21 protein-coding genes and 1 pseudogene are annotated in these 19,639 nt (G+C 72.3%); 10 read left to right on the top strand and 12 right to left on the bottom strand.

Going from position 1 to position 19,639, the window contains the following annotated elements; all coding sequences use genetic code 11:
* The first annotated feature begins 238 nt into the window (after positions 1–238).
* Positions 239–1,252 (top strand): AraC family transcriptional regulator, encoded by a 1,014-nt coding sequence (locus I6J71_RS16055; protein WP_204095437.1) that lies wholly within the window; start codon positions 239–241, stop codon positions 1,250–1,252.
* Here the strand turns inward: I6J71_RS16055 and I6J71_RS16050 are convergent, their stop codons facing one another.
* A complete protein-coding gene (locus I6J71_RS16050; protein WP_204095436.1) occupies positions 1,253–1,756 on the bottom strand; it encodes a flavin reductase family protein in 504 nt (167 codons plus the stop codon).
* A gap of 172 nt (positions 1,757–1,928) precedes the next feature.
* Between I6J71_RS16050 and I6J71_RS16045 the strand changes: the two genes are divergently transcribed.
* A complete protein-coding gene (locus tag I6J71_RS16045; RefSeq protein ID WP_204095435.1) occupies positions 1,929–3,173 on the top strand; it encodes a bifunctional 3,4-dihydroxy-2-butanone-4-phosphate synthase/GTP cyclohydrolase II in 1,245 nt (414 codons plus the stop codon).
* Positions 3,174–3,361: 188 nt separating this feature from the next.
* Here I6J71_RS16045 and I6J71_RS50755 read toward each other — a convergent pair whose 3' ends face one another.
* On the bottom strand, positions 3,362–3,541 hold the full coding sequence (locus I6J71_RS50755; RefSeq protein ID WP_370542152.1) for a LysR substrate-binding domain-containing protein: 180 nt from the start codon (positions 3,539–3,541) through the stop codon (positions 3,362–3,364).
* A gap of 25 nt (positions 3,542–3,566) precedes the next feature.
* Here I6J71_RS50755 and I6J71_RS16040 point away from each other — a divergent pair, with 25 nt between their 5' ends.
* A complete protein-coding gene (locus I6J71_RS16040) occupies positions 3,567–3,857 on the top strand; it encodes a hypothetical protein (protein WP_370542151.1) in 291 nt (96 codons plus the stop codon).
* Between the two features lie 230 nt (positions 3,858–4,087).
* On the top strand, positions 4,088–4,354 hold the full coding sequence (locus I6J71_RS16035; RefSeq protein ID WP_204095433.1) for a hypothetical protein: 267 nt from the start codon (positions 4,088–4,090) through the stop codon (positions 4,352–4,354).
* 8 nt (positions 4,355–4,362) lie between these two features.
* Here I6J71_RS16035 and I6J71_RS16030 read toward each other — a convergent pair whose 3' ends face one another.
* Genes I6J71_RS16030 through I6J71_RS16020 form a run of 3 tightly spaced genes read right to left on the bottom strand, consistent with a single transcriptional unit; the run spans position 4,363 to position 6,764 of the window.
* Entirely contained in the window at positions 4,363–4,761 is a 399-nt protein-coding gene (locus I6J71_RS16030) for a hypothetical protein (RefSeq protein ID WP_204095432.1), read from the bottom strand.
* Between the two features lie 48 nt (positions 4,762–4,809).
* Positions 4,810–5,463 (bottom strand): response regulator transcription factor, encoded by a 654-nt coding sequence (locus tag I6J71_RS16025; protein WP_204095431.1) that lies wholly within the window; start codon positions 5,461–5,463, stop codon positions 4,810–4,812.
* Positions 5,460–6,764 (bottom strand): sensor histidine kinase, encoded by a 1,305-nt coding sequence (locus I6J71_RS16020; protein ID WP_204095430.1) that lies wholly within the window; start codon positions 6,762–6,764, stop codon positions 5,460–5,462. The genes I6J71_RS16025 and I6J71_RS16020 overlap by 4 nt, the downstream gene beginning before the upstream one ends.
* A 383-nt stretch (positions 6,765–7,147) precedes the next feature.
* Here I6J71_RS16020 and I6J71_RS16015 point away from each other — a divergent pair, with 383 nt between their 5' ends.
* Positions 7,148–7,801 (top strand): GPR1/FUN34/YaaH family transporter, encoded by a 654-nt coding sequence (locus tag I6J71_RS16015; protein WP_204095429.1) that lies wholly within the window; start codon positions 7,148–7,150, stop codon positions 7,799–7,801.
* A 112-nt stretch (positions 7,802–7,913) separates the two neighbouring features.
* Entirely contained in the window at positions 7,914–8,534 is a 621-nt protein-coding gene (locus tag I6J71_RS16010; RefSeq protein ID WP_204095428.1) for an RraA family protein, read from the top strand.
* A gap of 51 nt (positions 8,535–8,585) precedes the next feature.
* Here I6J71_RS16010 and I6J71_RS16005 read toward each other — a convergent pair whose 3' ends face one another.
* The gene (locus I6J71_RS16005; protein ID WP_239154896.1) at positions 8,586–10,403 is read right to left on the bottom strand and encodes a coagulation factor 5/8 type domain-containing protein; all 1,818 of its coding nucleotides are present in this window, start codon (positions 10,401–10,403) and stop codon (positions 8,586–8,588) included.
* Positions 10,404–10,629: 226 nt separating this feature from the next.
* Between I6J71_RS16005 and I6J71_RS16000 the strand changes: the two genes are divergently transcribed.
* From I6J71_RS16000 to I6J71_RS15985, 4 genes are all read left to right on the top strand, one after another.
* Positions 10,630–10,938, top strand: coding sequence for a hypothetical protein (locus tag I6J71_RS16000; RefSeq protein WP_204095427.1), 309 nt, complete (start codon positions 10,630–10,632; stop codon positions 10,936–10,938).
* A gap of 270 nt (positions 10,939–11,208) precedes the next feature.
* Entirely contained in the window at positions 11,209–12,441 is a 1,233-nt protein-coding gene (locus I6J71_RS15995) for an alpha/beta fold hydrolase (RefSeq protein WP_204095426.1), read from the top strand.
* A gap of 259 nt (positions 12,442–12,700) precedes the next feature.
* Positions 12,701–13,609 (top strand): hypothetical protein, encoded by a 909-nt coding sequence (locus I6J71_RS15990; RefSeq protein ID WP_239154895.1) that lies wholly within the window; start codon positions 12,701–12,703, stop codon positions 13,607–13,609.
* 4 nt (positions 13,610–13,613) lie between these two features.
* On the top strand, positions 13,614–14,213 hold the full coding sequence (locus I6J71_RS15985) for a class F sortase (protein ID WP_204095425.1): 600 nt from the start codon (positions 13,614–13,616) through the stop codon (positions 14,211–14,213).
* A 6-nt stretch (positions 14,214–14,219) separates the two neighbouring features.
* On the opposite strand, the gene crcB (I6J71_RS15980) is transcribed toward I6J71_RS15985, so the two are convergent.
* The 6 genes and pseudogenes from crcB (I6J71_RS15980) to I6J71_RS15955 all read right to left on the bottom strand — a co-directional run bounded on the left by crcB (I6J71_RS15980) (position 14,220) and on the right by I6J71_RS15955 (position 19,563).
* Complete coding sequence (crcB, locus tag I6J71_RS15980) at positions 14,220–14,588, bottom strand: fluoride efflux transporter CrcB (protein ID WP_204095424.1); 369 nt, start codon at positions 14,586–14,588, stop codon at positions 14,220–14,222.
* The gene (gene crcB, locus I6J71_RS15975; RefSeq protein WP_370542150.1) at positions 14,585–15,064 is read right to left on the bottom strand and encodes a fluoride efflux transporter CrcB; all 480 of its coding nucleotides are present in this window, start codon (positions 15,062–15,064) and stop codon (positions 14,585–14,587) included. The genes crcB (I6J71_RS15980) and crcB (I6J71_RS15975) overlap by 4 nt, the downstream gene beginning before the upstream one ends.
* Before the next feature lie 189 nt (positions 15,065–15,253).
* Positions 15,254–15,867 (bottom strand): annotated as a pseudogene (locus tag I6J71_RS15970) (enoyl-CoA hydratase/isomerase family protein).
* A 24-nt stretch (positions 15,868–15,891) separates the two neighbouring features.
* Positions 15,892–16,530, bottom strand: coding sequence for a TetR/AcrR family transcriptional regulator (locus I6J71_RS15965; protein WP_204095423.1), 639 nt, complete (start codon positions 16,528–16,530; stop codon positions 15,892–15,894).
* 450 nt (positions 16,531–16,980) lie between these two features.
* Entirely contained in the window at positions 16,981–17,862 is an 882-nt protein-coding gene (locus I6J71_RS15960; protein WP_239154892.1) for a (4Fe-4S)-binding protein, read from the bottom strand.
* A gap of 345 nt (positions 17,863–18,207) precedes the next feature.
* On the bottom strand, positions 18,208–19,563 hold the full coding sequence (locus tag I6J71_RS15955) for an alginate lyase family protein (protein ID WP_239154890.1): 1,356 nt from the start codon (positions 19,561–19,563) through the stop codon (positions 18,208–18,210).
* Positions 19,564–19,639 lie beyond the last annotated feature (76 nt).

Genomic DNA, 19,639 nt, shown 5'->3' with positions numbered 1-19,639 from the left:
CTCTCCTTCGTCGGTGCGGGATGTCGGCAGACGCTAGGGACGGGACCAGGGCCGCCGATATCCGTGGGCGGCAGCGCGGGAGCCGCTCAGCGCGAAGCGCGCACCGCCGCACTCAGCGGATGGCGCGGTGCGCTGTCGGGCTAGTAAGGGCTGCCGCGGCCGCCTAGGGTCGAGCCGCGTGGCTCACGGCCTCCCCCGCGAGGCCCGGCCGACGACTGTCGACACGAGGAGGTGTCGGATGGCCGCCCGTCCCGAGGACGTCCCGCCCGAGGCCCAGGCCCGCCTCTCGCGGTTCCCCGTGCTGGGCACCCGTGACCTGGAAGAGGCGCGGGACGCGGTCACGCGGATCTACCTCGACCACGACCTCACGGTGCCCGGCGACCGGCTCGACATGACGCTCAACGCGACCGCCGACCGGATGTTCACGATCGGTTACCTCAGCTACGCCGCGTGCGCGAAGCTGGTGATGCCGCCGACGGAGGACTGCTACCACGTGAACCTGACGCTGGGCGGGCGCACCGACGCCGACCGCAGCGACGGCGGCCGCGCCACGACCCGTGCACGGACCAGCGGCGTCGTGCTGCTGCCCGACCAGCGCAACACCGTGCGCTGGTCACCCGACGCGGAGCAGCTCATCCTCAAGATCCCGCGCCGCAGCCTCGAGACCCACCTGGCCGAGCACCTCAACCGGCCCGTGGCCGAGGTGCTGGAGTTCGGCTTCGGCGTCGATCTGACCACCCCGGCCGGCAGCACCCTGCTGGCCTCGGTGGAGTTCTTCGCCCGCGAACTCGACCGGCCCGGCGGCCTCGCGGAGATGCCGATCGCGCGCGAGCAGCTCGAGGCGTTCGTGATGACGCAGCTGCTGCACGCCGGACGCCACCAGTTCAGCGACGACCTCACCGCGCCCGGCGATCCCGTGCGCCAGAGCCGCCTCGGGCCGGTCATCGAATACATGGAGTGCCACGCCGACGAGCCGCTCACACCGCAGGAGCTGGCGCGGGTCGGGTGCATGAGCGTGCGCACGCTGCACGCCACGTTCCAGCAGGTGCTCGGCGAGTCGCCGATGAACCACCTGCGCCGCATCCGGCTCGACCACGTGCGGGCCGAGCTCCTGCGCGGCGACCCGGCGCAGACGCGCGTCACCGACGTCGCGCTGCGGTGGGGGTTCTTCCACCAGAGCCGGTTCGCGCAGCAGTACCGGGAACGGTTCGGCGAGCTGCCGCGCGAGACGCTGCGGGCGGTGTCGGCCTGATCAGCCCGCCGTGCTGCCGTAGGCACCGCGGTGGAACAGCAGCGGCGCCCGCGACGCGTCGGCGCCGAGCGCGTGCACGCGGGCGGCGACGATCGTGTGGTCGCCGCCGGCGTACTCGTGCTCCAGCGTGCAGTCGAGCCACGCCGTGACGCCGTCGAGGATCGGCGCGCCCGACGGAGCCGGACGCCACTGGACGCCCGCGTACTTGTCCGTGCCCGAGCGGGCGAACGCGGTGCTGAGCCCGGCGTGGTCGCCGGCGAGGACGTTGACGCAGAACCGGCCCGCCGCGCGGATCTTCGGCCAGCTCGTGGACGAGCGCGCCGGCGCGAACGACACCAGCGGCGGGTCGAGCGAGAGCGAGCTGAACGACTGGCAGGTGAAGCCGGCGGGCCCGGTGTTCGCGGCGGCGGTGACGACCACGACGCCGGAGGCGAAGTGTCCGAGGACCTCCCGCATGCGCCTGGGCTCGACCTGCTGCGGCTCGGTGGGTGTCCAGTTGTCCATGCGCCGCAACGGTAAGCACGCCGGGCCGGCGGCGACAGCCGCGCACCGCGGCCGAATAGCCGCCGCGCGAAGCGCGTCGCACAACGGACATTCGCGTGCGGGCAGCGGATATCTCCACCGTGGCCGCACTCGTACCGTCACGGCGAACCGATCCCGATCCGAGGAGCCAGCGATGACCCGACCCGGGCTTCCGTCGACCCTCGCGGTGCAGCGGGCCGTCGCGGCGCTCGCGGCGGGACGCATGGTCGTGGTGACCGATGCGGCCGACCGCGAGAACGAGGGCGACCTGGTCCTGCCCGCAGCCGCGGCGGATGCGGACGACATCGCCTTCGTGGTGCGGCACACCACCGGCATCGTGTGCGCGCCGATGACCGGCGAACGCGCGGACGCCTTGCGGCTGCCCCCGATGGTCGAGGACAACACCGACGCCCACGGCACCGCGTTCACCGTCACCGTCGACCACGTGGCGAGCGGCACCGGGGTGTCGGCCGCGGACCGCGCCACCACGTTGCGCGCGCTCGCCGCTCCCGGCACCCGGCCCGGTGAACTGCGGCGGCCGGGGCACGTGTTCCCGCTGCGCGCGCGGGACGGCGGGGTGCTCGTGCGCGCCGGCCACACCGAGGCCGCCGTGGACCTGCTGCGCCTGGCGGGGCGGGAACCCGTGGGCGTGATCGGCGAACTCGTCTCCCCCGACGGGTCGATGTGCCGCGGCGAGCGCCTGGCGGCGTTCGCCGCCGAGCACGACCTGCCCGTGCTCGCGATCGCGGACCTCGTGCGCTACCGGCGCGCCACCGAGCGGTTCGTGGAGCACGTCGCGACGTCCGCGATGCCGACCGTCTTCGGCGAGTTCCGCGCCGTCGCCTACCGCTCCACCATCGACGGCATCGACCACCTCGCCCTCGTGCACGGCGACGCGGCCGCCGCGAGCCGCAGCACACGGGGAGCCCTCGTCCGCGTGCACAGCGAGTGCCTCACGGGCGACATCGTGGGGTCGCTGCGCTGCGACTGCGGGGCCCAGCTGGAGCAGGCACTGCGCGCGATCACGGCGGAGGGCGCGGGGGCCGTGGTCTACCTGCGCGGCCACGAGGGCCGCGGAATCGGGCTGGCGCACAAGATCCGCGCCTACGCCCTGCAGGAGACCGGCCTCGACACCGTCGACGCCAACACCGCCCAGGGCCTGCCCGTCGACTCCCGCTCGTACGGAGTCGGCGCCCAGATCCTCGCCGACCTCGGCATCACGCGCCTGCGCCTGATCACCAACAACCCCGCCAAGTACGGCGGCCTCGACGGCTACGGCCTGGAGATCACCGGCCGCGTCAGCCTCCCGGCCGCGGCGACACCGCACAACCTGCGCTACCTCCGGACGAAACAGCAGCGGCTCGGGCACACGCTGACGGTCGACGAGAGCACCGGCTGACCGGCGCCTCCGTGGTCCTTTGTGGACGCGGCGAGGTCACGCCGATCCGAGGCCGCTGAGCACCGCCCGGACGTCGGGGCGGCGGCCGGTGCCCAGGCGCGTCACCGCGTACACCTTGCGGGACATGGGATTCGCCAGAGGGTGCAGGCCCACCGGGGCGGGGGCCTCCGGCAGCGCCAGGCGCGGAATCAGCGCGACACCCGCCCCGCAGCCACGAGTGCGATCAGCACGGAGAAATCGGTGGCCTCGGCGACCACGTCGGGCACGAAACCGGCCGCGCCGCACGCGCGCTGGCTCATCTCGTGGCACGAGGCCTCCTTCGACGACACCAGCCACGGTGCGGCCGAGAACCGCGCCAGCCGTACCATCGGGCCCGCGTGGGGTTACACGCGCGTGGCAGACCTGCCCGGCGCGGCCGGTCCGCTAGCTGCGGTGGCGGCGGTCGCGGCCGGGTTCGCGATCGCACTGGCGCTGCAAATGGTCCGCGACGTCCTGCGCCGCGGCCGGGTGCCGCGCGGTCTCCTGTGTTACGGCGCGTTCCTGGTGCTCGCCCTGCTGATCGACAACCCGCTGGTGCTGATGGGGATCGCGGTGGTGGCCGCGCTCGTGGCGCCGCACATCTTCAACACCGGCCACAGTGGACAGTCCGAGGACGGGGAGGGTGCACCCGGCGATGCGGATTGACCAGCTCTTCGTCGCGGTCCCGCCGAACCCGAGCCTGCTCGGCTTCGGCGGCCTCGGCTCGCTGCCGGTGCTGCGCGGCCGGCTCACCGCCGCCGGCGTCTCCCCCGACGCGCTGATCCTGCATTCGCTCGCCGTCGGCAACATCAGCCCCGGCCCCAACGGGCTCTACCTCGTGGTGATCGGCTACTTCCTCCACGGCCCGCTGGGCGCCCTGGGCGGCGTTCACGGCCGTGCTGCTGCCGCCGATGCTCGTGCTCGTGCTGGCACGCGTGCGGTCCCGGCTGGTCCACAACAGACGGTTCCACGCCGTGCTGCACTCGCTGAGCCTCATGGTCATCGCCCTGCCCACCGTGTCCAGCGGCTCCCTCGCGGTCCACGCGACCACCGGCTGGGTCACCGGCGCCCTCGTCGCGGCGGGCACCGGACTCCTGCGCACGCGGGTGCCGTCACTGGTGGGCGTACTGCTCGCGGTGGGCGTCGGGTTCTTCCTTTCCTGACCGCGAATTCAGCGCCCAGGACCACCGCGGCCACGCCCACTGCCGCCGTCGTCCGGACCACGCCCGCTGCTGTCGCCGGAGCCGTGGTCGCCGCCGTCATCGCCGCCGGGTTCCGGAGCGCGGGTGGCCGCGGAGGTGTGCGGGGTGTCGTCCGACGGGGCGGTGGCGACCGCGGTGACCGGGGACGGCGGCGGGATCCAGAGCGGGGCCGGTGCGCCGGCCGTGCCGCCCGGCTCGACGAGGGACCACACCGCGCTGCCACCCCAGACGATCCCGGCCGCGGCTCCGGCGGCCACGATCGCGCCGGCGAGGGCACCCACGACCTGGCGGCCGCGGCGAGGGCCTCGCGGGCCGGCGTCGGCGCTGGTCTCGAAGACCACGGGCCGCGGGTCGGGGACGTCGGTCATGCCGTCATCGTCGCGGCCGCAGCCGCCGGGCGCCACTGTCCGGAAGTCCTAGCACCCCTCCCGGAATTGATCGCTGTCGTGAAATTGATCACCGTGCCGTTGTGCCCAGAGGGCCGCCTGCGTGCGGTCGGTGACGCCGAGGCGCTGGTATACGTTCGTCAGGTGCGCCTTCACCGTCCGCTCGCTGATGCCGAGCCGGCGCGCGATGGATTTGTTCGGCAGCCCGTCACCGACCATGCGCAGGACCTCGCGTTCGCGGGCGGTGAGCTGCGCGGCGGGCCGGGCGGCCCGCCGGTCGCTGAGCAGGACACGCGCCGCCTTCGGGTCCAGGGGCGAGCCACCGGCCACGACCTCGCGGATGCCGGCCAGGATCACCTCCGGCTCACTGTGCTTGAGCAGGTAGCCTTCGGCGCCGGCGCGCAGCGCGTCGAGGATCCGTGTCCGGTCGGAAAACGAGGTCAGCACCAGCACGTGCGCCGCGGGGTTCGCCGCGACGATCCGCGCGGTGGCCGCGGCCCCGTCGGTGCCGGGCATCGACAGGTCCATCAGCACGACGTCGGGGCTGAGCTGCGCCGCGAGCGCCACGGCCTCCTCGCCGTCACCGGCGGAGCCGACGAGCTCCAGGTCGCCGGCCGTGATCAGCAGCTGCGCGAGGCCAGTCCGCACGATGGCGTGGTCGTCGGCGATCAGCACGCGGATCATGTCAGGGGTACCTCCGCCTCCACCCGCGTGCCGCGTCCCGGCGCGGCCCGCACCGACAGCCTGCCACCCGCCTCGGCCACCAGGTCGCCGACGGCGCGCAGCCCGAAGTGCCCGTCCCGTACCTGCTCGCTCAGCCGGTCACCGTCGAACCCCCGGCCGTCGTCGTCGATCACCAGCGTGGCCGAAGGACCTTCGCGTGTCACGCGCACGAGCACCGTCCGCGCCCGGCTGTGGGTGACGACGTTGCACAGCACCTCCTGCGCAGTGCGGAACAACAGCGCCGACGACGCAGGCGGCAGAGTGTCGGCCTCGTCCGCGTCCAGGTGCACGGCCACCCCGGCGCGTTCGAGGCCCGCCGCCAGTTCGGCGAGCGCGGGCAAGAGCCCCTCCTCGGCGAGGTTCGGCGGGTAGATGTCCACCAGCAGCGACCGCAGCTGCCCGACGCTCGAGCGCAGCCGGGTCGCGGCGTCGGCGATCACCTCGGCGCGCTGCCCGTCGCCCGGGGTGCCGAGCCGCGCGGCGTCCAGGCCGAACGTGAGGCCCGAGAGGTCCTGCACGATGCCGTCGTGCAGATCGCGCGCGATGCGGCGGCGCTCGGCGTCGGACGCTTCGACGGCGTGCTGCAGCAGGCGTTCCCGCTCGCGCTGCTGCCGGCGCACGCGCCGCGCGAGTGACCACGCGAACGGGATCTGCACCACCTCCAGCACCGCGAGCGCGCCCAAGGAGGGTGGCGCGAACCGCGCCCACGCGGCCTGCCCGGCCTCCGTCACGGCGTCGTAGCGGTAGTAGGCCTCGAACAGCAGCGGCGTCCCGTCGACCGCGCGGATGCCGACGTGGACCTCCAGCAGCTTCCCGAACGACCTCTCGAGCCGGTTCTCGGGCCGGGTCAGGTCACTGATCTCGGACACGCCCGCCTGCGCCCGCAGCGCTTCGATCTCCTCGGGGCCGAGCGGGTAACGCTCGCCGATGAGCGCGGAAGCGTCGGAGTAGAGGATCGTGCCGTCGGCGGCCCAGACCTTCACGCGCACCAGCGAGCCCTGCAGCACGTAGCGGCGGAGCGCGGCGTCGAACGCGGTCAGCGCCGCCGGGTCGCGGTCCACCACGGCCGCGTCGAGGCGCGGTTCGACCACCCCGCGGGCCGCGACGGACGTGGTCTGTACCGCCGACTGCGTGGCCTGGACCGCGCCGGCTTCCCTCGCGAGGTAAGCGATGAGCCCCGCGAGCGCCGTCAGCACCACCACTCCGGCGATGGTGAACCGGGCCAGCAACCCGGCCGTGGACGTGCTCCGCACCGGCGCCATGGGAGCACGGTATCGGCCGGGACGTCCCGTTCGGCCCTGCCTCACCGGGCACGTCCGAAGGTCCAGTGGCGCCCCTCCCCCGGCGCTCACCGGGCGCAGCGGACCGTGCGCTCAGCGAGGGATCCGGTCGGCGTAGCGGGAACTACGCCGTTTCGTGGCCCAGTCGTTGCGCCGGTTCGAGGCCCTGCGCGGACCGTTCGCCAGACCATTCGCGGCGGTGATTGCCCAGCGTAACGGCCGGAAGTGGGCGGTCTGCCCCGGTTTCGGCCTGGTCGTGAACGTCTCTAAATGAGACTCCGCGTTTCCGGGGACAGCGGTATACCGAGCGATGTGCCACCGCGACGACCAGGCACAGTCCGGATGCCCAGCCAGGGAGCCCGCACATGACCACCCTCGATGCCAGTGCCGAAAGTGTTCCTCGAGTACCCGCTCAGCACACCGCGGAGGCCGCGCCCGAAGCGGCCCCGGCGGCCGACCCGATGATGGTCGGACTGCCCAGTTTCGTCGTCGGATCCGTCGCGCTCGGACTCGTGCTCATCGGGTACGTGCCCGCCGCCGCGGTCGGCGCCTCACTCGCCATCATCATCGCGGCGACCGGCCTCGGTCTGCTCGTCGCGACCATCTGGGCCGCCTCACTGGGCCAGAGCGCGGTGGCAGGCGTGTTCGCCATCTTCGCCGGGTTCTGGCTGAGCTACGCCCTGCTCGTGCTCGGCCTCACCCACGTGTGGTTCGCCATCGCCGTCGAAGCCGCCATCCACACCCAAGGGGTCTTCCTGATCTCGTGGCTGGTCATCGTCGGCATGCTGACGCTCGCGACGCTGCGGCTGCCCGTCGCGTACACAGCGCTGTTCGCGCTGATCGAGGTCGCGCTCGCGCTCGTGCTGGCCGGCACCCTCAACGGGTCGGCCGACCTCCTCATGGCCGGCGGCATCGTCGTGCTCGTGTTCGCCGCCGTCGGGGTGTACCTGTTCTTCAGCTCGGCCTCGACGGCCACCGGAGGGAAAGCACTCCCGCTCGGGCCGCCGCTGATCCACTGAGCGAAGTGCGTCACAAGTGCCCCGGAGTCCGCGACTCCGGGGCACTTCCACGCGTGTGGCGTGCGACGATCGCGGTCCCGGCCACGAGACACGCAGTCACGACAGGAGGACCATGTCCGACGGTTTCCGCGACATCCCGACCACCACGCTCGCCGATCTGTTGAACCGCGGCCAGGTGCTGGACCTGGGCATCCGCCCGCTGTGGGGACCGCCGGTACCGCGGGTGGCCGGACCGGCCTACACCGTGCGGTGCCCGGCCGGGGACAACCTGATGCTCCACGCGGCCATCCACCGCGCCGAGCCGGGCTCGGTCGTCGTCGTGGAGTCCGGCGACCTGGACTACGCGCTGGCGGGTGGCAACGTCTGCGCCGTGGCCCAGCGCCGCGGCATCGCCGCGTTCGTGCTCGATGGCGTGATCCGCGACGTCGAAGAAGTGCGCGAACTGGGCTTCCCCGTGTTCGCTCGCGGGGTCGTCCCGATCCCGGGCACCAAGGGGGCCGTGGCACCGCTGGGCGAGCCGGTGCGCTGCGGTGGCGTCACGGTGCACGCCGGCGACGTCGTGACCGCCGACGAGGAGGGCATCGTCGTGACCCCCGCCGCCGACGCCGAGCGGATCCTGCTCGCCGCGCAGGCCCGCCTCGCCAAGGAGGCCGAGCAGTCGCTCGGCGAGTGGGAGGCCGAGCACGCGGCCAAGATCGACGGGATCCTGCAGGACCTGGGTTTCGCGGGCTGACCCGCCGCGCCTCGACCGTCGTGAGTGGACGGTCGAGGCGCGGCTTCCCCGTCAGGGGTAGGACTTCAGCATCGCCAGCCCGGTGACGGCGTCGGACGGGCCGCCCGTGTCGTTCACGACGTGGGCGATCGTGCCCTGCCCGCCGCCGAGGGAGAACGTGATCATGCTGTGGAACCGAACTCCCGGCCGGCGGGGCGCGGCGATCGCGCGGTCGGAGACGATCGTGCGGTCCGCGGCGAAGATGCAGTAGCTGCCGAGGCCCCACGCTTCGTGCGTGCGCACGCGGTCACCCACCGCGTACGCCGGGAAGCCCCGGTGGGTCCCGTCCATCCACGCGGCCTGCTCCGGCGGGTCGTAGGGCATCTCGTTCTGGAAGAAGTACGTGCGCCCGCCTTCGCCGTTCCACTGCACCTGGGCCTTCTGGTGGTGCTCGACGAACAGCCCGTACGCGAGCACCCCGGAGCCGATCACGACCAGGCCCACATCGGAGGTGTTGGCGGTCCAGCCGACGCCGGTGCCGTGGTCGGCTCGCCAGAGCCACATGTTGTCGATCAGCACGTCGTTGCTGTTCACCAGCACGCAGCGCTTGGCCTTGCCCACCCCGGCGCCGCCGACCCGGACGAACACGTCGTGCATCGAGCTGGGGTTGTGCGCGTGGGAGCGGCGGGAGCCGTCCGGGCCGAAGCGGACGAGCGGGTCGGACGCCACCGGGCCGGCGTCGACGAGGAGTCCGGCCACGCGCACGCCGTCGACGTCGTCGACGTCGAGCGCGGTCACGCCGTTGTCCGGGATCAGCGTGGCGTAGCCGAGGCCGAGCACGACGGTGTTCGCGCGCGTGACCTTCAGCGGCTGGTCGACGTGGTAGATCCCGGGCGTGAGCAGCAGGTGCTTGCCCTGCGTCAGCGCGGCGTTGAGCTCGGCCGCGGTCTCGCCGGGCTTGGCGAGGTGGAAGTCGCCGATCGGCAGCGACGTGCCGTCGGGACGGCGCGCCTCCCAGCTGGTGGCCCGCGTGTCCGTGCGGACGGCCGGAACGAAGACCTGGTACGCCCCGTCGGCGTCCACGTACAGGAACGGCTTCTCGCAGATCACCGGTGTGTCCGCCACGTTCGTGCAAGGCGGGGTCGGGAACGTCGTAGCCGGCGCACCGGGCGTGCCGACGAACACGAAGTTCCAGTTCGAGCCCACCCACGAGCCGAGCACCGAATTGCGCGTGAGCCACTGCTGCTGGGTGCCGGAGTTGACCTGGCCCGTGATCTGGCAGTCGGCGATGAAGCCGCCGCTGGAGTAGCCGCCGTCGGACAGCTTCAGGTCACCGAGCAGGTAGATGCGCCGGTAGTAGGTGGCCTGCGAGACGGCCCAGGTGTCGACCCCGCTCTTGGGCACGGCGTTGAGGTTCTCCGCGCCGCGCCAGAAGTTCACGAGCGTCCCGTTTCCGTGCGCGTCGCCCTCCACGCCCAGCGAGCCGGTGATGCTCGCACCGCTCGGCTGCAGGCCGAGGCCTGCGACCTGGGTGTAGTAGCCGAGCTTGACGTCGACGGAGTAGGCGCCGGGTTTGAACAGCAGCGCGTAGCGGCCGGTGCCGAACTGGCTGCCGCGCTGCTGCGCGTAGACGGCGTCGAGGGTGGCCTGGATGTTCGCCGCGCCGGTGGCGGAGTCGAAGACGTGCACGTGCGGGCCGAAGTCCGGCTGGCCGGCGGCGTGGGTGGCGGGTGGCGGGGCCTTCGGGGTCTGCCGGGTCTGCTGGGTCTGCTGCGGCGTCGCGGTCGCTTCGGGGGCGAGCGCGAGCCCCGACGTCGCGGCGAGCGCGGCGCCGGAACCGAGGGCCAGGAAGCTTCTCCTCGCGAGAGTCTGATCGGGGTGCTCGGACAACGGGGGACCTTCCTTTCGACACGACACGACACGTGGCGGCGTGTGCGGCCGAGGAATCCAAGGGACACCGACATTTCCGAGCCGGGCTCACCGGTGTCAAGGCGGCCCCGATGACCGGGACAGCCGAAAGTTGCGAACCCGTCGCCCACGGTGTTACCGCGCAAAGGCGACACCTTGCGGGAACGGCTAGGGTCGGAAGCGGGGACCGCGATGGAGGAGCAAGCCCATGACCACGAACCAGCCCGGCGGCCAGGAACCCCTGGACGCCGAGATCGTCGAGAACCCGGCCGCCCCGCTCGCCCCGGGCGGCGCACCCGAGGTGCCCGAGCCCGACTACAGCGAGCGCGGCGTGCCGTCGTTCGACTACGTGCGCGACCGCATCGAGAACCGCTACAACACGTCGGTGGGCGCGCAGGAGCTCGCGGGCATCGGCGGCCCGGAGACCCTCGAGTCGCTCGACAAGAAAATCGAGGAGCGGGACCAGAAGGCGAAGGACAAGCTCGCCGAAATCCGGCGCGCGATGCGCAAGGAGTGAACCCCACCGTCCCTTGTGGACGGCGAGGAGGACCGGCCCGGCACCACGTCGGCGATCGGGTTCGTGCGGCGTGCGACACGAACGCCGCCGCGTGCCGGAGCACCGCCGGCTGCGGGAGGCGCTCGCGCGCCGGGCGGCCGGTGTGCCCGCAGCCGTCGCGCTGATGAACGCCACGAGCACCGCAACCGCCGCCGCGGGCGCGGTTCCCGATCGCACACCGCGGGGCGCGATCGGTCCCGCCGGCCGCCGGCGCGTGCTTGGATCACCGGCATGGCTACCTCCGTGCGCGTTCCCGGTCTGGTCCTGACCGAACACGAGTTCTCCGTCCCGCTCGACCACAGCCGGCCCGACGGTGAGCAGCTCACCGTCTTCGCGCGGGAGGTCGCCGCACCCGACGGGCAGGACCGGCCGTTCCTGGTGTTCCTGCAGGGCGGGCCGGGCCAGGAGGCGCCGCGGCCGGTGAAGGGCGCACCCGGCTGGCTGCCGCGGGCGCTGCGGGACTACCGCGTGCTGATGCTGGACCAGCGCGGCACCGGCCGCTCGGCGCCCGTCGGCGTACTGCCCGGCCGCACGCCCGCCGAACAAGCCGAGTACTTGGCGCACTTCCGCGCCGACTCGATCGTGCGCGACGCCGAGCTGATCCGCGCGCGACTGGGGGTGGACCGGTGGAGCGTGCTGGGCCAGTCGTTCGGCGGGTTCTGCGCGCTGACCTACCTCTCGCACACGCCCCAGGGCCTGCGCGAAGCGTTCTTCACCGGTGGCCTCCCGCCGGTGAAGCGGCACCCCGACGAGGTCTACACCGCGACGTTCGAGACGCTCCTGGAGCGCAACCGCCGCTACTACGAGCGCTACCCCGCCGACCGTGAACGCGTGCGCGCGCTGCACCCGCGCCTGGCGGCCGGCGAGATCTCGCTCCCCGACGGCACCTCCCTCAACCCGCGGCTGTTCCGGCAGCTCGGCAACGTGCTCGGTTCCAGCGAGGGCGCCGAGACGTTGCACTACCTGCTCGAACGCGACCCGGAGTCGCCGGCCTTCGCCCACGACGTCGCCGCCATGCTTCCGTTTTCCGCGCGCAACCCGCTCTACGCCGTGATCCACGAGGCGTGTTACGCCGACGGCCACGCCACGCGCTGGTCGGCCGAGCGCGTGCGCCCGGCCCTCTATGACGAGGACGTCACGCTCTTCACGGGTGAGCACGTGTTCCCGTCGGTGTTCACCGACCTGCCCGGATTGGCGCCGCTGCGAGAGGCGGCCGAGCTGCTCGCCGAGCGCGAATGGCCGCGGCTGTACGACGAGGACGCGCTGCGCCGCTGTGACGTGCCGTGCGCGGCGGCGATCTACACCGAAGACGCCTACGTCGACCGCCGGTTCTCCGAGGAGACCGCGCGGCTGATTCCCTCGATGCTGCCGTGGGTGACTAACGAATACGAGCACAACGGGCTGCGCGCGGCCGGGGAGCACGTGCTCGGGCGGCTGATCGACCTCGCCCGCGGGGCCGCCTGAGGCGACCGGAAAAGAAGTGCCGGATGCCGCGCGGAATTGGTGATCGTGTTACGATCGGTTTTGTTATCACGTGAACCACTTCGTTATCAGGTCGTTTCCCGGCGCGGCAACCGAGCAATTCCATCGCTCCGTAAAACCGGGCCGTTACCGGATTCAGGCGTGGTTTTTCCCACCCTCGGACAATTTCCCTTTTCTCGGTGGTTGCGGCAGAATCCCGCCATTGCCCAACGCCGGGCACAGTTCGAGTGGGGAGTTCTCCGTGAAGAAACCGCTGGGCCGAATCGCGGGCGCCGTGCTCGCCGGTGCCGCCCTCACGATCGCGTCCGCGCCGGCTGCTTTCGCGCAGGACGACCCATCCGCACCGGCCGAGACCACGGTGACGTCGGAGACCACGACGGACCCGGCGACGCCCACCACGTCGGAGACGAGCCCGTCGGACCCGCCCACCACCGACTCGGGCACCCCGGCGCCCGGCGCGCCGCCGAGCGAATCGTCGAGCGCGCCCGCCGGGACGTCGCCTCGCGACCCACAGGTGCAGACCACCGACGCCCAGCACGCCCCGGCCGCGCGGAACGGGCTCGCGCAGAACGAGAGTGACGCCGGAACGTCCGATGAGGACCAGCAGGACGCCGACGAGACGTCCGGCAGCGCGGAACCCGGCGACGGGTACACGGACAACGTCGGCCACGGGTTCGTCGGCCTCGGCGGCGAAGGCGTGCTGGTGATCGCGTGCGCGCAGGGTGCGCCCGGCAACCTCGCCACGCTCGGGCTGACCGTCACCGCCGGTCCGGACCAGGACGGCGCCGACGGCCGCTACTGGAACTACGACGTGCGCGTGACCGACGGCTACACCGGCACCACGGCCCCCTTCAGCTGGACCTGCGGGACCGAGGAAGGCCACGGTGACGTGACCTTCGAGCAGGAGCAACCGCCCACTTCGGACGCTCCCACCCCGAGCGACACGCCGACCGGCACCAGCTCGCCCGAGGACACCGGCTCGCCGGTTTCCCCGGACAGCCCCGCGACATCGGCGACCGCGCCCGGCAGCACCGCCTCCACCACCAGCGGTTCGGCGCGGAGCACCACGCGACCGACGGTCCAGGTCCGGTACGCACCGCAGGGTGGCGTCGAGACCGGGTTCGGCGGCACGGCCCGGTTCTGGTCCTGAGCCGATGACGACCAAGTTTCGCCGCGCCGCCACGGCCGCCGCCACGCTCGCGCTGGCGGTCGTGGTGGCCGGCTGCGGCTCGTCGGGCGACCCGGCCCCGGCCGCGGCGCCGAAACCGGTGCCCGCGAGCGTGCCGGTCACCAAACCGTTCAAGGGCCTGCGCCCGACGGAGGTGTCGATCCCGAAGATCGGCGCGCAGTCGAGCCTCGTCTCGGTCGCGGTGAACCTGCAGGGCAAGATCTCCGTGCCGTCGGTGAAGACGCCGATGCAGGCCGCGTGGTACCGCCTGTCCCCGGTGCCCGGCGAGGTCGGGCCGGCCGTGGTGCTGGGTCACGTGGACGGGGACAAGAAGCCGGGCATCTTCTACCGGCTGAAGGACCTCGTCCCCGGTGACGAAGTGGACATCGACCGCAGCGACGGCAAGAAGCTGAAGTTCACCGTCGCGCGTGTCACGCAGGTGCCGAAGGACCAGTTCCCCGAGGACGCGGTCTACGGCAACAGCACCAAACCGGAGCTGCGGCTGATCACCTGCGGCGGCGTGTTCGACCACGCCGAGCACAGCTACGTGGACAACATCGTCGTGTACGCCGACCTGGCGTCCTGACGCGCTTCAGCCGACGAGGGCGTGGACCACTGCGTACCCGAGCGCCGCGGCCCCCACGCCCGCCACGACGCTCAGCGCGATGTTGCCCACCGCGGGCCAGTACGCGCGCCGTTCGAGCAAGCGCACGGTCTCGTAGCCGAACGTGCTGTACGTCGTGAGCGCCCCGCAGAAACCGGTGCCGGCGAGCAGCGACACGGCCGTGGGCAACGCGGAGCCGGCGCCGGCGAGCCCGCCGAGGATCAGGCACCCCGTGAGGTTGACGACGAAGGTGCCCCACGGGAAGGGGCTGCCGTGGCGCGCCTGCACGAACCGGTCGGTGAGGTAGCGCAGCGGCGCGCCGACGATCGCGCCGGCGATCACGAGCAGGACCGTCACGGCCGGACCGCCCGCTCGCGCCGGACGAAAGCCAACCGCGCGAGCGCCATCCCCAGTGCCACGGCGGGCAACGCCGCCACGAGCGTGGCCGCGAGGTAGCCGAGCGCGACGTCGGCCTCACCCGCGTCCAGGAGCCCCCGGATTTCGACGGTGTAGGTCGAGAACGTGGTGTAGCCCCCGAGGATCCCGATGCCGAGGAACGGCCGCACCAGCCGGTGCGCGGTCCACGCTTCGGTGACGGCGACCATGAGGATGCCGATGAGGAAGCAGCCGGACACGTTGGTCAGGAAGGTTGCCAGCGGAAAGTGCCCTGGCTGGGTTGGCAGCAGTACGGCGAGGCCGTAGCGGGCGACGGCACCGAGGGCGCCGCCGAGGGCGATCACGGCGAGCACCGGCGCGTGTTCACGCAGTGCGATCCAGCGTGCGGGTGGCCGACGACGGCCGGAAACCGCCCGCGGGTCAGGTGATTCGGGCACAAGTCTCCTACTCCAGGGTGAGCACAGCGGTGCCCTCGGCTCGAGTAGGGACTGTTGGCAGTGGTAACTGCGGTTGTCCGGGAACCCCGTGGTCCGGCGTCCCGGGCGGCGAGCCCCACCACCGCACCCGGGCACCAGGGTACCGGATCAGCTCCGAAGGGCCGTCAGCGCCGGCGCGAACATGGTCGACTAGATCGCGCCGAGCGTCGCGCGGTCCTTGCCGGCGAGCGGCCGACGACCTCGACCGCGGTGGACCGCAGCGCGGCTTCGTCGGCCGTCGCGTCGACCAGGCCCAGGTCCCGGGCCTGCGGGCCGCCGAAGCGGCGTGCGGTGGTCATCGACGCGACCGCGGCGGCCGGCGTGAGCTTGGCCTGGATGAGCGCGGCCATGCCGGGCGTGAACGGGAAGTTGAGGTCGGCTTCGGGGAAGCAGAAGAAGCCGCGATCGGTGCGCATCACGCGGAAGTCGTGGGCCATCGCCGGCATCGCGCCGGCGCCGAAGGCGTGCCCGTTCACGGCGGCGACCGTGGGCACCGGCAGCGCGAGCACTCGAGCGAGCAGCTCGTGAACCGAAGTCACGTACTTGGCGGCCTCGTCGCCGCCGTGGTCCGTGAGCCACTCGAGGTCGAGGCCGTCGGAGTAGAACTTGCCACCGCCGGTCGTCACCAGCGCGGCCGGCGCCGTGCCGGCGACGACGGTGTCGAGGTGCGTGTTCACCTCCTCCAGCCACCTGGGCGAGAAGCGGTTCTCGTCGGCACCGAAGTCGAGAACCGAAACGGCGTCGTGGCGCGTGAGGGTCGGCATCGCGAAGTCCTTGTCGTGGGCGGTTCAGGTGCTTCTTCCGGTACGGGACGGACGCCGTTTCGGCGGCGGGAGTGCGAGGACGGCGCGCACCGCGGCAGCGAGCCGGCGGCGGCTGCCCTCGCCGACGCGCCCTTCGACCAGCTCGCGGCGCAACAGCGCGGTCGGCAGGTCCACGACACACGCGGTGATGACCTCGACGGCCGCGCCGTCACCGCGCTGCCACAGCTCACGGGCGAGGCGGACGAGCAGGCGCACCATTCGTTTGTCCAGCGCGTGCAGGGCTTCGACCACCTCGGCGGGCAGCTGCGGGCCGAGCACGCGGTCGGGTGAGACGGTGATCATCAGGCGCGCCGCGTCGGGCCGCAGCCCCGCGACCACGGCGGGCGCATCGGCCGCGGCGACGACGGCCGCGATCGGCCCATCGCCGGCCAGCGCCTCGTCGACCAGGTTCTCCTGCACGTCGAGGAAGTGGGTGGCGCCGCGCAGCCAGGCGCGCCCGACGAGCGCGGGCAGCGAGCCGAAGCTGTGGTAGATCGTGCTGTTCGGCACCCCCGCCTCGAGTGCGAGCGCGCGCACGGTGACCTCCTCAGGGCCGCGCTCGGCCACGAGCCGCTCGGCGACGTCGAGCAGCCGTTCTGGATCGTGGATCCGGGGTCTGGGCACGAAAGGCGAGAATAACGGAACGTGCTCCACAACAACGGTGTTGTGGAGCACACGTTCGAAAACTCGGGACGCGCCGGTCAGTCGGCGACGAACACGCGGCTGCGACCGTCGCGGGCGCAGGTCGAGTCAACGGCTACCGTCGGCGAGGTAGCGGAAGCGGAGCCCGGCGCCGGAGCGGACTTCGACGGCGGGGAACGGGTGCCGTTGGAGCGCTTGCGCGGTTCGTGCCGTCCCGGTTGCCAGTCGCCGATGACGCCGATGACGCCGATGACGCTGACCGGCCCGGTGGGGCGTCCGGCGGCAGGACGAACGTCACCTTCCGGCTCGCCTCGCCGACCCGGCTGGTCTCGCCCACGCGCGGTTTCCCTTCACATTCCGACGGTTCCGCCGAAAATCGTTCCACGCCTTCGCACGCGCCGGGCCGTGAACCGCCCGCGCGTCCGGGCGAACTCAGGGTTTGCGGCCGCGGACCTCCTTCACTGTCTTGTGCGGGAACCGGCGCTCCACATGGGACTGGGCGGCCGAGCCACTGGTGACGTACACCGTCTCCTCCTTGTCCTGCAACGGCCGCAGCAGCGTGCGCATGAATTCCCGGCGGTCCTGCAGGTACGGTCCGAGCACTTCCTCCCCCGCCGGGCACACCGCCATGCAGTAGGCCGCCTTGTAGTTGGCCTTGAAGGACAGGCTCTGCCACATCGACGCGTTCTCGGAATCCGTGACGCGCGACCGGAACTCGGCGCCGTCACCGCTGTCGGCCACGGTCTCGACCCACCCGGTGAATCCGCCCATGAACTCGCGGTAGTTGTGCGTGGAGCACGCGGCCCAGTCGAACTCGCCGGTCTTGGCGGTCGCGCCGACGGGGCACGCGGCCACGCACAGCTTGCACTCCACGCAGGGATTGTAGTCCAGGGCTTCGCCGTATTCGGTCACCTCGGCGTCGACCAGCAGCGTCGCGAGCAGGACGAAGTTGCCGAACTTCGGGTGGATCACGTTGCGGTGCAAGCCCATCACCCCGAGCCCGGCCGCCGCCGCGACGGTCTTGTGCGCCCCGACCCAGATCCGGCCGGGGAAGCGGTCCTTCTCCATCGGGAACGTGGCCGCCGGGTTGAGCGCGCGGTGGCCGGCGTCCTGCAGCGCGCGGGTGATCGTGCGGGCCGCTTCGTTGATGATCTCGCCGCTGCGGTGGAACTCCTGGTTCGCGACGCTGCGCGCGGGCGTGCGCAGGTTGTCGCGGTTCATGCGCACGACCAGCGAGACGAGACTGCGCGTGCCGGGCAGGGCCGAGAGCACGTGCGGGCGCTCCCCCGCCAGGTCGGCGTGGTCGAGCGACACCGCCGCGACGTCGTCGGCCCCCCGCCGCCAGCGCCAGCTCCCGCAGCCACGCCGCGTCGATCGCCCCGGGCCGCTGGGGGACGCCCCGCTCCAGCACAGCCCGCACCGACGGGTGGGCGGCGAATTTGCGCGGTAGCTCGGTCACGGAAAGCCTCCGTCAGCAGGACTTTCCCACTCGAGTTCCCACGAGCAGAGTCCGATAGCAAGACCGACTCGGCGCGACAAGACGGGGACGCGGCCCGAGGCCACGTCCCCCACCGGCCGACGCACGTCGGACGGTCCCGGCACCACCGGCACCCGCGCCCGCTCCATGGCCCGAGCACGATCGGACCGTCGAGCGCCCGGTCAGCCGGTGACCGAGATGTCGTCGAGCTGTTCGGCGGCCGGGCGAACCGGGTACAGGTCGCCGCCCGGCGGGGCCGGGATGTGGGGCAGGGCTGCGCGCGCCTGGGCGTCACCGGCGTCGGCGGCGGCGTGGACGCTGTCGAGGGCCGCGTATTGCAGGAAGTTCAGGTCCGGCAGCGGCCATTGCGACGCACCGCCCGTCGCGGCGGGCAGGAGGTGGTCGACGGCCTTGAAGAGGCTGCCACCCTCCGGGGTGTGGTAGCTCCACAGGTCGACGCCGACGTGGCGGCCGATCTGCGCGAGCCGGGTGAGCGCGACGAGGTTGAACGTGTGGTAGTGGAAGCTGCGCGTGCGCGTCGACTCCTCGGGCTGGCTGCCGTCGGCGGCGATCTGGTGGTCCAGGCGCGTCTTCTCGGCGGTCAGCACGATCTGCTTGGCCAGCGCCTTGTCGCCGGTGTAGAGCGCGATGCCGGCGGTGAGCATGTCGTAGAACGAGCCGTGGTTGTTGGTCTCGGCGGCTTCGTCCTTGCCGTTCTGGCTCGTGCGCAGCCAGGCCAGGAAGTCGGCCGACCAGCCCTGCATCCCCTTCGCGTCGCTCTTCGACCAGCCGGGCGCGCCCGTGCTCAGGATCTGCGCGGCGTCGAGCACCTGCGTGAAGGTGTAGGCGAACTCGATGATGCCGATCCCGCGGCCGTCGTTCTTGCACGGGATGCCCTGCGCGAAGTTCAGGTTCGGGTTCATCTTCGTGGCCGTGTCGAGGAACCACGTGCGCAGGTCGCGCGCGGCGCGCTGCGCGTACTCCGGCTTGCGCGTGTAGAACCAGGCGAGGGAGAGCTGGTAGATCGAGCTGAACGCCGTGAGCCGCTCGGCTTTGTCGGGCACGGCGGTGGTCTCGGGGTTGAGCACGCCGTCGCGCTGCACGTACGGGCAGCCCTGCGGGTTGTCGGCGGTCGCCGGCTGGCTCGGCCACCAGTACGGCGCGAGGCTCAGGTAGTCGTGTTTGTCGCCGCTCGGGGGCACGCGATCCTTGTCGACGACCGTCCACGGGCCCTTGGCCAGGGCTGCGTCGGCCTGATCGAGCAGGTCGCCGAGGGACGTGCGCAGTGTTGCGTCACCGAGCAGCAGCCCGACGCGGTTCTTCGTGAGCCGGGCGCCGTCGAGGACGACGGTGCCGGGTTGGCACGCGAGGGACACGATCGGCAGCGAGCACACCGACACCGGCTGCTGCGGCGCAGGCGAGGCGCCGGCCGCGCCCGCGGTGGTCGCGAGCAGGCCGGTGACGGTGGCGAGGACGAGGGAGAACCGGCCCAGCCGGGAACGGGACCGTGAAGGAGGCAGCACCGCAACTCCGTTCATGTATCTGAATATCTGGCAGATATGTGAAACCAACTTAGGCAGGCGAACGGCCCTGGCCCAGTCGGCAGCACGGCCG

The sequence above is a fragment of the Amycolatopsis sp. FDAARGOS 1241 genome (genome assembly GCF_016889705.1).
GTDB lineage: Bacteria > Actinomycetota > Actinomycetes > Mycobacteriales > Pseudonocardiaceae > Amycolatopsis.
This window is presented reverse-complemented; position numbering and strand designations above follow the sequence as displayed.